The sequence below is a fragment of the Clostridium carboxidivorans P7 genome (genome assembly GCF_001038625.1).
GTDB lineage: Bacteria > Bacillota > Clostridia > Clostridiales > Clostridiaceae > Clostridium_AM > Clostridium_AM carboxidivorans.
This window is the reverse complement of the sequence record NZ_CP011803.1, coordinates 2,621,122-2,633,546: the sequence shown is the minus strand read 5'-3', so window position 1 is coordinate 2,633,546 and position 12,425 is coordinate 2,621,122. Positions and strand designations below refer to the sequence as shown.

Sequence of the window (12,425 nt, the reverse complement as noted above, 5' to 3'; positions counted from 1 at the left end):
AAAATGAACCAAAAAGAAAAGAAAATTATAACTATTGTCACAGTATTTGCATTGACTTTTGGAGTAGTTCCAGTAGCAAATGCAATGCACATTATGGAAGGATATCTTCCACCAAAATTTTGTATTGCATGGGGTGCCATTTGTGTTCCATTCTTAGTATTGGGTTATTTATCAATTAAAAAGACATTATCTGAAAACCGTAAATCTATGACCATTCTTGCTATGTCAGGTGCATTTATTTTTGTACTTTCATCTTTAAAAATTCCGTCAGTAACAGGAAGCTGTTCACATATGACAGGTACAGGACTTGCTGCAATTTTATTTGGACCATCTGCAGTAAGTATACTAGGAATTATTTGTTTGATTTTCCAGGCAGTTTTACTTGCTCATGGTGGACTTACAACTCTTGGTGCTAACACTTTTTCTATGGCTATTGCAGGTCCATTAGTTTCTTATGGAATCTATAAATTATGTCAGAATATGAAAGTTAATAAAAATGTAGGTATTTTTATAGCAGCATCAATTGGTGACTTATTTACTTATTGTGTAACTAGTATGCAGCTTGCACTTGCATACCCTTCTCAAAGTGGTGGAGTTATGGCATCTGCAGCCAAGTTTCTTGCAGTATTTGCACCAACACAAGTTCCACTTGCAATTATCGAAGGCATTCTTACTGTTGTAATTGTTATTGGTCTTGAAACATATGCAAAATCTGAATTAACAGGTATTGGATTTTTAAAGAGAGGTGAAAATTAATGGCAAAGACAAAAAAGAAGGTTATTAGTTTATTAGTTATTGCTGCATTGATTGCGCTTATACCATTATTCACATTGAGAGGTGCTGAATTTGGAGGATCAGATGATGCAGGAAGTAAGGTAGTTTCACAGATTACAGGTAAAGAGTATCAGCCTTGGTTTACACCTGTTATGGAAACTTGGATTGGTGGAGAATTACCAGGTGAAATTGAAAGCTTATTATTCTGTTTACAAACAGGTATTGGAGTTGGTGTTGTAGCATTTTTAATGGGAAGATTAGTAGAAAGAAAGAAAATAGAAAATGAGAAGCTTAAAAGTGAAAAACAAAATACAGAATCAGTAATTAGCTAGAAATTTATACAAGACTATTTAAAAAGCTTGTTCCATAAAGATTAAATAAAACAATTTGAAGAAAATTTAACGAAAAGTTATATTGTCTTCAAATTGTTTTAATTTTATGAGAAAAATTATATAGTGATATTTTTAATGGTGATGTAACTATACTCATAATTACTGGTATAATTAAATTACATAACTTTTTAAAGAGGACAATTGACAGAGGACAGAGGACAATGAAGGTGAGTTTTCCTCCACTGTCCTCTGTCAATTGTCCTCTGTCCTCTGAAAAAGTTGCTTTGCATTATGCTTATATTAAGTCAAATTTGTATGAACTATATAGGAGAGGAGAGTATAATGAATAAATCAAAAGCTTATCCAATTATGATGGCATTATTATCTGCAATTTTATTTGGAGCCAGTGCACCTATAACCAAGATGCTTTTAGGTAAAATTGATCCTATTCCTCTTGCTGCATTTTTATATCTTGGCAGTGGAGTTGGCTTGTTAATCTTCCAGATTGTCACTTCACTTGTTAAAAAACAAGCTTTAAATGAAGCACCTTTAAAGAAAAAGGATTTTCCCTGGCTTTTAGGTGCAAGTATTGCAGGAGGAATTATAGCGCCTATTATTTTGTTAAATTGTCTTAAAGTAACTCCTGCCTCAACTGCTTCACTGTTGTTAAATTTTGAAGGAGTTGCAACTACCATAATTGCAATAGTATTTTTTAAAGAAAATGCAGGAAAACAAATTTTAAGTGCTGTAGTATTAATTACTATGGCAAGTATTATCTTGTCCTGGGATTTTAAAAATCAATGGGGATTTTCTATAGGTTCTTTTGGAATTGTACTGGCTTGTTTTTGTTGGGGAATAGATAATAATTTTACAAGAAATATTTCTGCAAAAAATCCTTTTTCCATTGTAACAATAAAAGGAATTATATCAGGTTCTTTTTCATTCATTCTAGCTATGATACTTGGTAATCAAATACCAAGCTTAACAATTTCAATATCTGCTATGATTATAGGATTTTTTTGCTATGGTCTAAGCATTGTATTATTTGTATTTGCCATGAGGGATTTAGGAAGTACAAGAACAAGTGCATTATATGGAACAGCGCCATTTATTGGAGTTATTTTATCTTTTATTTTATTGAAAGACACTCCAAGTGCTATGTTTTTTATATCACTTCCTATTATGATTATAGGAACAGTTCTTTTATTAAAGGAAGAACACTATCACCCTCATATTCATAAGGCTATACAGCATGAACATAGGCATGATCATAATGATGGTCATCATAATCATGAACATACTCCTGATCAGGTTATCATAAATGGATATCATTCACATATGCATACACATAAGGCTATAGAACATACCCATCCACATTCGCCAGATATTCATCATAGACATGAGCATTAATTTTGAAAACAAAAAATGATGATAAAGTTGGGATATAATTGAAAAGAAGATATATACTTTAATTTTGAAAGTTTATCATATGATGTGAATTAAATTTTATAAAAGTGGCAGGCACTATAGATGTTGCCTGCCATGAGTGATTTCTTAATTCATTGGCAACCTGACTGTCATAGCAGTTAAAATTGCTTTAGACTCATGGCTTTGCGTCCCCACTTTTCAATGGGTTTGCCTTTTTCAATTTTATGCAAGTATAGGTGCATTTTCAATAATAATTGAGGTATCAACCTTCTTTTTTGCCTTTGTAGATGCTAAACTTGCTATATTTATTAGTTTATTTATAATACTTATAGTGTCAGCTGTTTTATTATTATGATTTTTATATCCTGTAATGCCTATTGATGCTGAAACAGGAATATTGTTAGGAAATTTATATGAATTTATAGCATTTATCAACTTTTCGGCGAATAGCTTACATTTGTCTATACAAAAAGGTGTTAATACTGCAAATTCATCTCCTGCGTATCTGCATAAATAACTATCTTTAGTAACATTTTCTTTTAATATTTTTGCTACATTTTTTAATATTAGATCGCCATTTATATGACCATATTTTTTATCAATGATTCCGAAATTATTTAAATCAATAAAAATTAAAGATAGTTCATTTCCGTTATTTATTAATTTATATGTATTATAAAATATGTAGTCACTTTTATAAAGCCCAGTAAGTAAATCAAATTGTTTTGCTAACTCTATATTTAAGATTGTTCTTGTTAAGAAACCTTTAAGATCATTATTTTCTTCTACAAATATTACGCATATATCTTTATTGGAGTCAAATATTTCTTTGATTTTCCAGGTAGGTGTTGAACAATCTATACATCTATATTTATCTGTCATAGCATCAGCAATTATTCTATTAGGATGTGCAGCAATTAATTCTTTTTGTGTAACTACACCAACCAGCTTTTCATCGTCATAGGCAGCAAAACAATTAATATTTTTTTCATAAAAAGCATTTTGCACCCTTCTGACACCATTTAAAATATTAACTTTCATAAAATTTTTATCTAGTATATTTAAAGCTTTTCGTATCATAACTCAATGGATTTGCTAACATGAATAGATATGTTAATCTGTGATCTTATAATCATAGACTCGTTAGCAACTTTCCCTCCTTCTTCCAGTATTATTGAAATCAGTTTATCCTTTGGTATCATACTTAGTAAAAACTTTCTTATTACAATTGCTTCGATCTGTGGATGATCAATTCTAACTATTTCATATTGTTCTGGAGAAAGTATATCTACCATTCTTTTAGCAGCTTCGGGTCCAATTGGTGCTCTTTTGCCAACTATTAGTATATCCTGCATTGGAGGCATTTCAAATTCTGAAAAGTGCATACTTATTTCTGCTCTTCTTTTTTCTTCTAATCTAGTTTCCATTATTTCATCTCCTTTCTATAGCTTATATTTTATCATATTTTGTCTAATTTTTCTATTATAGGCAGCTTCATGTTTGTGTAAAGTTAAAGTAGGAAATTTCATTTTTATAAGAAGCAATTACTACTATTTTTGCCTACTAAAATTATATTGCGGGCTATGAATTGTTACAATTTGAATATTCTGAAAATGTTATTGCAATCGTATTTACAATATGCTAATATTGTATTATAAAAAAAATTATAGTAAAAAATTTTATTATAATTTTTTTTATAATAATAAATACAACTAATTTAAATTGTTATATTTGTTATAAATTTAGAAAAATACTTTTTATTTTAGGAGGTAACATATGAGTAAAATTGTTGTAGAATCATCACGAGAAGTTCCAGTATTTGATGAAGCTGATGTTCTGGTTGTTGGTTCTGGTCCTGCAGGACATTCAGCAGCTGTTGCAGCTGCACGTGCTGGGGCTAAGAAAGTAATTCTTGTAGAACGTTATGGACATTTAGGTGGTATGGCTACAGGAGGTTTTGTTATTTTAATTCCTCATTTATCATTTGGTGAGAAAAGAATGATCATGGGATTACAACAGGAATGGATTGATCGCATGAGTAAGCTTCCATATGGTGTTTTAGGACCTAAGAAAGAAGAAGCAGGAAGTAAAGATCCAATGCTTTTAAAAAAATGGGCTGGTTATTGGGGATTTGTGCTTAATGGAAGTATTAATTATGGTGCATATTTAGATCCAAATCAACTAAAAATTGTATTGGACCAGATGATTACAGAAGAAGGCAATAAGATTATTCCTTACTTAGAATGCTGGAGTGTTGGAGCTATAATGGATGGCGATACCATAAAAGGTGTAATTATTGAGAGTAAAGAAGGCCGTAAGGCGATTCTTGGAAAAGTTGTAATCGATTGCACAGGCGACGCTGATATATGTTCATTTGCAGGTGGTGATTTTGATGAAGATCGTAATCAATCACTTAGAAGTGCAAACACAGCATCTGTTTATCGCTTAGGTGGAGTAGATTTTAGAACATTTGCAGAATGGAAGGCAGATAATTTTCAAGAGTGGTATAGTGTGCATATGGCTAATATGAGTAAAATTACAGGCTTTAAAATGTCTCCTCATGCCACACCACGTAATGATCAGTGTTGGATAAATAACTGGCTTCCTAGATATTGTCTGGATATTAAAGACTTAACAGAAACACAAATGGGTGTACGCCGTACAATGCTTGAAGCAATAGATTATTTAAAGGAAAATGTTCCAGGTTTTAAAAATGCATATTTAATAGATATTGCACCTCAAACAGGCACCCGCGGCAGCAGGAGGATCCACGGATTATACACACTTTCGAAAATGGACTTAGACAACACTTATGAACATGAAGATATTATAGCAGTAGTTCCACCATTCAACTTTAATGTTTGTCAGACACCTACAGAAATACCTTATAGGGTTATGGTACCAGAAAAAATTGAAAACCTTTTAGTTGCAGGACGATCTTTCTCATCAACTCATGAAGCTAATGATTGGTCAAATTTGATTCCTCACTGTGCAAGTTTAGGACAAGCAGCTGGAGTAGCAGCAGCAGTATCATTAGAAGATAATACAAATGTACGTCAAGTGGATATCAAGAAGGTACAAAGAATATTAAAAAATCAAAATGTTTATATTCCAAGATAAAGATACTTTATATGAATTTTAAAATAATAAAGTTGGCTTATTATTTTACTGAGGGGATAATATAACTATGGAATCTGTTTATCTTATAAAGAAAATAGAATATGGGGGGATAATGTTATGCCAGGAGGTCTAAAAACTGATGAACTTGAAACAATGTCATCTAAGAGAAAGACTCTTTGCGCTATTGCCATTTTAATTTGCGGTTTTGCATATTGGTCTACTAGATATAAGGCAAATGCTCTGCTTCCGATGATTTCAGGAGAACTAAATGGTCTTACATATTATTCATGGGCACCTATGGTATTTAGTTTAACAGGTGCTATTGCAGCTCCATTCTGGGGGAAGATGGGGGATATATATGGTAAGAAAAAGATACTATTAATTGTATTAGGACTTATGGTAACTGGGGAGGTACTATGTTTTTCAGCTCCAAATATCTGGTTTTTTATAGCAGGTTATGCAGTTAATGGATTCGGCGCTGGAGCTATGCAGGGCACATACATGGCACTTTTAGGTCAGCTGTTTCCTCCAACTGAACGTGGAAAAATAGGTGGAAGCATACTTTCAGTAATGAGTGTAGTCCAATTGACTTTACCTACATTGGCGGCACTGATTTCAGAACACTGGACATGGAGATATGTATTTGTACTTACGGCAATAATTTTCCTTATAACATTTTTATTCGTAATGTTTACTGTTCCTAACGTTATCAATGAAAATGCTGATAAAAGAATTGATATTTTAGGTGTTATAGGATTAACAATTGCTGTTTCTAATTTCTTATTAGCTTTGTCATGGGGAGGATCCAGATTCGCATGGAATTCTCCAACAATCATCATAATGCTGATTGTGTCAATAATAGTTTTTGCTTTATTTTTGAAACACGAAGAAAGAATCCAAGAATATTCAATAATATCAACTAAATTACTGAAAAACAGAAACTTTTTAGCATGCTGTCTTATATCTGTAACTATGACATTTGGACTTACTTGTGTAGCTACTTATTTAAGTCTTTATGTACAGGGAGTTATGGGAAAGTCAGCAACTATTTATGCAACACTTGAAATTCCAGCAAGCTTTATAGGTATCTTTATGGGTGCTTTTGCAGGATTTATGATGGATAAAACTAAACATTATAAATGGATGCTTGTACTGGCTCCTTCATGTGCGGTTATGATTATGCTGTTCTTTGGAATAATGCCTGCAACAATATCTTTAATTGCAATAATTGCTGCCAGAGCTATTTATAATGTAGGAGGAGGTTCATGGATGCCTTCTATCAACACTTTAAGTGCTATGGCGTATATTGAACCTAAAGATTATGGAGTTGGTAATGGTACGCTATTCTTCTTTACTGCTTTAGGAAATGCACTTGCACCAGCACTACTAGGATCTATACTGAATAGTGTTTATGCCAAATTTATTGTAAGTAATATATCCAATCTTTCTTTAAATCCTAAACAAGTATCACTGGTATCTACAGCACGTGTATTGGTAAATAAAGGTTCACTAAAGCAATTGCAAGCAACTTTTACTGATCCTTCTCAATATAATACAGTTGTACAAGTTGTAAGAAATACTTTACAGGCTTCTTTACGTTCAGTATTTATAACTGCAGCTTGTTTCATATGTATAGGTGTTATTTCTGCACTACTTTTAAAAGAGATACCTTTAGATCAAGTAGAATATAAAGGAAGACTTAGAAAATAATTTATATATAAATTTAAATAAGGTTTAATTATGATAGCAAAAGGTTAAAAAATATTGCACTCTTTTACATATGAATAATTAATTATATAATATAGTTATGCAGCATCAATCATGCTTTAAATATTTAGATAAACTAGGAGTGAGAAAAATAACAATGAATGATTCAAAAATAGAAGCAGAGCACTTATTCCGCAAAAAAGTATTGGATACCTTAGATAATCAATCATCCATCAACACTCAGATGAATTTTTGGTTTAATGAGATGATGACATATCATGGAGTTAGTTATTCTGAATATCGTATAATTAGACTTTTAAGAAAATATCAAAATGGAATTGAACCTTCAGTAATTGCTGATAAGCTAGCTATTTTAAGGCAGACTACAACTAATATGGTAGATGGCTTGCAAAAAAAATATCTGGTAGAAAGATTGCCTCATCCTGTGGATAGAAGGCGTATTTATATAAAGTTAACACCAGAAGGTGTAGAACTTGCCAATAAATTAGTAGAGGAAATGTCTAGTGTACAAAGCAGTGTATTATCACATTTTACCAGTGAAGATATGGAAAAATATTTAGATATAAGAACAAAAATTATAAAATACACAGAAGATGAAATAAAAAAAAGATATACAGAGGAAAGTTAAAATTTTTTTCTCATTAATAAAATCTTGTGTTGAAAGCAAATATGGATTCAAATTTCATATTTTATTAATAAACTACTGTAAATTCAGTAGTTTTGTTTTTTAGATAAATAAAATAGAGCTAGTTCAGCTTAATCTAGCCCTATAAACCTTACACTATCAATCCTTCTTATTCGTTTTTTTATTATGTTTAGTTTTAGTGTTATTTTCTTTCTTTTCTTTTTCTTGTTGGCTTGTGCAAGAGCAACAATGTTTTTCACCCATCATTTATCCCTCCTTGTATAAAAGTTTACTCATAGTAGTACTTTACTATTTTGTTCAATGTACAAATATTTTATAACTTAACTTTTTAAAGAGGATAAATAGTTGTTATAAATTAGACAAAGTATTTTTAATGACCAAAATATATTTTAAAAGTTCAAAATATTTTAATAAGTAAATATTGATGATATTATCTACTCATAGCAAACGGTTACAAAAAATTGATATAAAAAATGAAGGGAAGATTTAAAAATGAATTATTTTGAAGAAAGTTTAAAATTACATGAAAAAAATACAGGAAAAATTGAAGTAGTATCAAAGATTAAGGTTGAGACAAGAGATGATTTAAGTTTAGCATATACTCCTGGAGTTGCAGAGCCATGTAGAAAGATTCATGAGAATGAAGAAAACGTGTACAAGTATACTTCAAAAGGCAATCTAGTTGCAGTAGTTACAGATGGAACAGCAGTATTGGGACTTGGAGACATAGGTCCTAAAGCTGGACTACCAGTTATGGAAGGTAAGGCAATTTTATTTAAAGAATTTGCAAATGTTGATGCATTTCCAATATGCGTAGATACAAAGAATATTGACGATATAGTGAAAACTGTAAAACTTATAGCTCCAGTGTTTGGTGAAATTAATTTTGTGGGAAAAGTTTTTGGACCTGCAGGAGTATTGTGGGTTATCACCATTAGCTATTCTTTCGGCACTCACAAATTGTAATGGTGGATTATATGCATCACTTGCATCACAGTATGGTGATGAAACTGATGTAGGTGCTTATGCTTTGTTATCTCTAAAAGATGGTCCGTTCTTTACACTTGTTGCATTAGGTGCAGGAATGAATCTTGCAACTATTGCAAAAGCAGGAGGTCCTGGTATAGATAGAAAAAAGGAATTATGAGGATTTTACAGCGGAGGAATTGGCAGAAAAATTAGGAATAGCAAGGGTAACTGTTAGAAGATATCTTGAATATATGGAAAAGGAAAATAAAATAGATAAATTAGTTGAGTATGGTAAAGTTGGAAGACCCCAGCATAAGTATCACAAAATTTAGTGGTAGGGGTATGATGTCTTATTATACATAAATGTAAATTTATAAAGAGCATTTATTCATAAATTGTGATATGTTCTTTTTGTAGTAAATAATTTTTATTTTTTAAAGTATTTATACAAGGGAAGAAGTTATAAATTGGAAGTGCTCTTAATTTATTTGTAAAATAATTGATGTATAGTTTAGTTATCTCAAATACAACAATAAATACATAGTGGTAATCAATAAGTTTTTATTGAAAAACAATAAAAAGCATGTTATCTTATACACAAGAATTAAAAATGAGGTGCTTTTTATGAAACTAGGATCAACAATTTTATTAAAGATAGCTGTTATTTTTATTGGAAGTCCAGTCCTTGCTTTGTGCATATTTTGGTTGCCTGGATTTGTAAATTATTTGTCTTATCCCATTTTAGTAGGTGTGTATACCACAGCAATATTGTTTTTCTTTGCTCTGTATCAGGCATTAAAACTTTTAAGCTATATTGACAATAAAAAAGCTTTCTCAGATTTAGCTGTAAATGCTTTAAAGTATATAAAATACAGCGCAATTACAATTAGTATTTTATATGTAGGACTAATACCACTCTTATTTCCCATAGCAGATGCAGACGATGCACCAGGTCTTGTAGCATTTCCAATTATCTTTACTTTTGCATCCATTGTGATTGCAGTTTTTGCTGCTGTTCTTCAAAAGCTGTTAAAAGAAGCCATAAATATAAAATCAGAAAATGACTTAACAGTCTGAGGTGATATAATGGCTATTATAATTAATGTAGATGTGATGTTAGCTAAAAGAAAAATGAGTGTAACGGAACTTTCAGAGAAAGTTGGAATAACTATGGCAAATCTCTCTATACTAAAGAATGGAAAGGCAAAAGCTATTCGATTTTCAACTTTAGAAGGAATATGTAAAGCTTTGGGATGCCAACCAGGTGATATTTTAGAATACAGAAATGATATATAAAAATTAGTAATCTTTTGTGCACAATATAAGGAATACAGGAGGTTTTTTTATGAAACGAAGTTCAACAATTTTTTTAAAAGTAGCTGTTTTTATTGGAAGTCCGATTCTTACTTTGTTTATATTTTTGTTGCCTATGGTAATAACAGGACTATCACATGTGATTCCAGTGTCAGCCTATTTGCAATATATCGGTTTTATAGGCTTGTATGGAGCGGTGATGCCGTTCTTATTTGCTCTGTATCAGACTATAAAATTCTTAAGCTATGTTAACAAGAATAATGCTGTGTCAGAACAATCTTTAAATGCTTTAAAGAACGCAAGATATTGTGGAATTACAGTCAGTGTTTTATATGTGATAGCTATGCCGCTCTTATTTCTCATGGCGGATGGAGATGACGCCCCAGGAATCATACTATTTGCATTATTAGTCATTTTATCTACTAGTGTAAGTGCAGTCTTTGCTAATGTTTTTGAAAAAAGATGCAATAGTAATAAAATCAGTTAAATGTTGAGTAAAGTTATTTAAGGAGGGAAGGTATGAAGATTAAATTAATCCAACCGAAAATGTTTCCAAGACCTATGGATACAAAGTTAAAAACAAGGATGGCCCCTTCATTAGCATTACTCACAATAGCAAATCTTACGCCGAAAGAGCATGAAGTTATTATTGAGAATGAAAATGTTGAAAAGATAGATTTTGATGAACCTGTAGATTTGGTAGCAATAACTGTTACTGTAGATGTTATGAATAGGGCGGTGGAAATATCAAAGGAGTTTCAAAGTCGCAATGTTACAGTAATTGCAGGTGGCATACACATTACAGCAGATCCAGAGAGTGCTGTCAATAGTTTTGATGCAATATCTGTAGGAATGGCTGAGAGAGTTTGGGTAAAAATCCTTGAAGATAAAAAAAATAATTCACTTAAGAAGATATATTATGATATGGAAAACATTGCTGGGGAAGAAATAGTATCACCTGACTATTCCAGTATTGATAATAAAAAGTATTTATATACTAATATAATTAGTACAAGCAGGGGATGTCCTTTTGAATGTGATTTTTGCTACAATAGTTGCAAAAGTGTACTTAAAACTTATATTAATAGACCCATAGATGATGTAATTAAAGATATAAATGCATTAAAAACAAACCATATAATGTTTATTGATGATAATTTTATTGGAAATCCAAAATGGACAAAAAAATTATTGAAGGAAATAAAACCGCTTAAGCTAAAGTGGAATGCAGCAGTTACCTCCAATATAGTAGACATGCCTGAATTATTAGATGAAATGAAGGCAGCTGGTTGTCAAAGTCTGTTTATAGGTTTTGAAAGCATAAATAGTAAGTCAATAGATAGTGTTCACAAGGTACAAAATAGTGTAAAGAGATATGAGAAGCTCGTAGAGGAAATACATGAAAGAGGAATAATGATAAATGCAAGTTTTGTTTTTGGATTAGATGAAGATGATGTTTCTGTATTTAAGAATACATTAGAATGGATAGTTAAAAATAAGATAGAAACGGTCACTTCACATATACTTACTCCATATCCTGGTACAAAGTTGTATTCATCATTAATGGAGGAAAATAGAATTGTAGATTTTAATTTGTCAAATTATAATACTGCACATGTAGTGTATAAACCCAAGAATATGACAGCAGAAGAATTATACAAGGGCTATTTATGGATATATAAAGAGATGTATACTTTTAAAAATATAGTTAAAAGATTACCAAAATCTAAAAAGCAGTGGATTCCATTTCTAGCATTTAATTTATTTTATAGGAAGTTTGGTAAGCTGACAGAATTATTGTGTAATATAGTTTCTTTTAAAAATGTAGGAAGATTTTTCAGATGGGTGGCTTATTTTATCAAGTGATTCTTAGACTCAGATGGAGTTTTCTTATGAGGAATACCTCTCTACATATGAGTCTTAGAAGAACTTATCCAGGGGCGTGTCAGCCGTTATCTTCCACCTTAAGAAAAGCAGATATCCCAAATCTATGATTTGGAGATAGTCGCTTTCACAGAGTGTGATGGAAGTGTTACGGATGGTAGCCATCGGATAAAGTAGATAGTGGGATTTTTATTTACCATTTATAAAGTGTAAATTTACTCTTGATACAA

At 31.2% G+C, this 12,425-nt stretch carries 12 protein-coding genes, 2 pseudogenes and 1 riboswitch; of the genes and pseudogenes, 12 read left to right on the top strand and 2 right to left on the bottom strand.

Annotation, left to right across the window (positions count from 1 at the left end; translation table 11 throughout):
- The first annotated feature begins 3 nt into the window (after window positions 1-3).
- The 3 genes from Ccar_RS11540 to Ccar_RS11530 all read left to right on the top strand — a co-directional run bounded on the left by Ccar_RS11540 (window position 4) and on the right by Ccar_RS11530 (window position 2,516).
- Window positions 4-756, top strand: coding sequence for an energy-coupling factor ABC transporter permease (locus Ccar_RS11540; RefSeq protein ID WP_007064063.1), 753 nt, complete (start codon window positions 4-6; stop codon window positions 754-756).
- Window positions 756-1,106 (top strand): energy-coupling factor ABC transporter substrate-binding protein, encoded by a 351-nt coding sequence (locus tag Ccar_RS11535; protein WP_007064064.1) that lies wholly within the window; start codon window positions 756-758, stop codon window positions 1,104-1,106. The genes Ccar_RS11540 and Ccar_RS11535 overlap by 1 nt, the downstream gene beginning before the upstream one ends.
- A 342-nt stretch (window positions 1,107-1,448) precedes the next feature.
- Window positions 1,449-2,516, top strand: coding sequence for a DMT family transporter (locus Ccar_RS11530; RefSeq protein ID WP_007064065.1), 1,068 nt, complete (start codon window positions 1,449-1,451; stop codon window positions 2,514-2,516).
- A 151-nt stretch (window positions 2,517-2,667) separates the two neighbouring features.
- Window positions 2,668-2,756: riboswitch (cyclic di-GMP riboswitch) on the bottom strand.
- Here Ccar_RS11530 and Ccar_RS11525 read toward each other — a convergent pair.
- Both Ccar_RS11525 and Ccar_RS11520 read right to left on the bottom strand, forming a co-directional pair.
- Window positions 2,757-3,575 (bottom strand): diguanylate cyclase, encoded by an 819-nt coding sequence (locus tag Ccar_RS11525; RefSeq protein ID WP_237737359.1) that lies wholly within the window; start codon window positions 3,573-3,575, stop codon window positions 2,757-2,759.
- Window positions 3,576-3,610: 35 nt separating this feature from the next.
- Complete coding sequence (locus Ccar_RS11520; protein WP_007064067.1) at window positions 3,611-3,961, bottom strand: hypothetical protein; 351 nt, start codon at window positions 3,959-3,961, stop codon at window positions 3,611-3,613.
- A gap of 349 nt (window positions 3,962-4,310) precedes the next feature.
- Between Ccar_RS11520 and Ccar_RS11515 the strand changes: the two genes are divergently transcribed.
- The 9 genes and pseudogenes from Ccar_RS11515 to Ccar_RS11480 all read left to right on the top strand — a co-directional run bounded on the left by Ccar_RS11515 (window position 4,311) and on the right by Ccar_RS11480 (window position 12,177).
- A complete protein-coding gene (locus tag Ccar_RS11515) occupies window positions 4,311-5,654 on the top strand; it encodes an FAD-dependent oxidoreductase (protein ID WP_007061075.1) in 1,344 nt (447 codons plus the stop codon).
- A gap of 117 nt (window positions 5,655-5,771) precedes the next feature.
- Window positions 5,772-7,364, top strand: a complete 1,593-nt coding sequence (locus Ccar_RS11510; protein ID WP_007061076.1) for an MFS transporter — start codon at window positions 5,772-5,774, stop codon at window positions 7,362-7,364.
- Between the two features lie 154 nt (window positions 7,365-7,518).
- Window positions 7,519-8,010: a MarR family winged helix-turn-helix transcriptional regulator gene (locus tag Ccar_RS11505; protein WP_007061077.1), complete on the top strand. Its 492-nt coding sequence runs from the start codon at window positions 7,519-7,521 to the stop codon at window positions 8,008-8,010.
- Between the two features lie 510 nt (window positions 8,011-8,520).
- Window positions 8,521-9,106: pseudogene (locus Ccar_RS11500) on the top strand (2-keto-3-deoxygluconate permease); the annotation flags it as partial.
- A 49-nt stretch (window positions 9,107-9,155) separates the two neighbouring features.
- Window positions 9,156-9,329: pseudogene (locus Ccar_RS26355) on the top strand (HTH domain-containing protein); the annotation flags it as partial.
- A gap of 292 nt (window positions 9,330-9,621) precedes the next feature.
- Complete coding sequence (locus tag Ccar_RS11495) at window positions 9,622-10,074, top strand: DUF2975 domain-containing protein (RefSeq protein WP_007061080.1); 453 nt, start codon at window positions 9,622-9,624, stop codon at window positions 10,072-10,074.
- 9 nt (window positions 10,075-10,083) lie between these two features.
- On the top strand, window positions 10,084-10,293 hold the full coding sequence (locus Ccar_RS11490) for a helix-turn-helix domain-containing protein (RefSeq protein ID WP_007061081.1): 210 nt from the start codon (window positions 10,084-10,086) through the stop codon (window positions 10,291-10,293).
- Between the two features lie 49 nt (window positions 10,294-10,342).
- Window positions 10,343-10,798 carry a DUF2975 domain-containing protein gene (locus Ccar_RS11485; RefSeq protein WP_007061082.1) on the top strand — a complete coding sequence of 152 codons (456 nt, stop codon included), beginning with the start codon at window positions 10,343-10,345 and terminating at the stop codon, window positions 10,796-10,798.
- A 32-nt stretch (window positions 10,799-10,830) separates the two neighbouring features.
- Window positions 10,831-12,177, top strand: a complete 1,347-nt coding sequence (locus Ccar_RS11480; protein WP_007061083.1) for a B12-binding domain-containing radical SAM protein — start codon at window positions 10,831-10,833, stop codon at window positions 12,175-12,177.
- The last annotated feature ends 248 nt before the right edge of the window (window positions 12,178-12,425 follow it).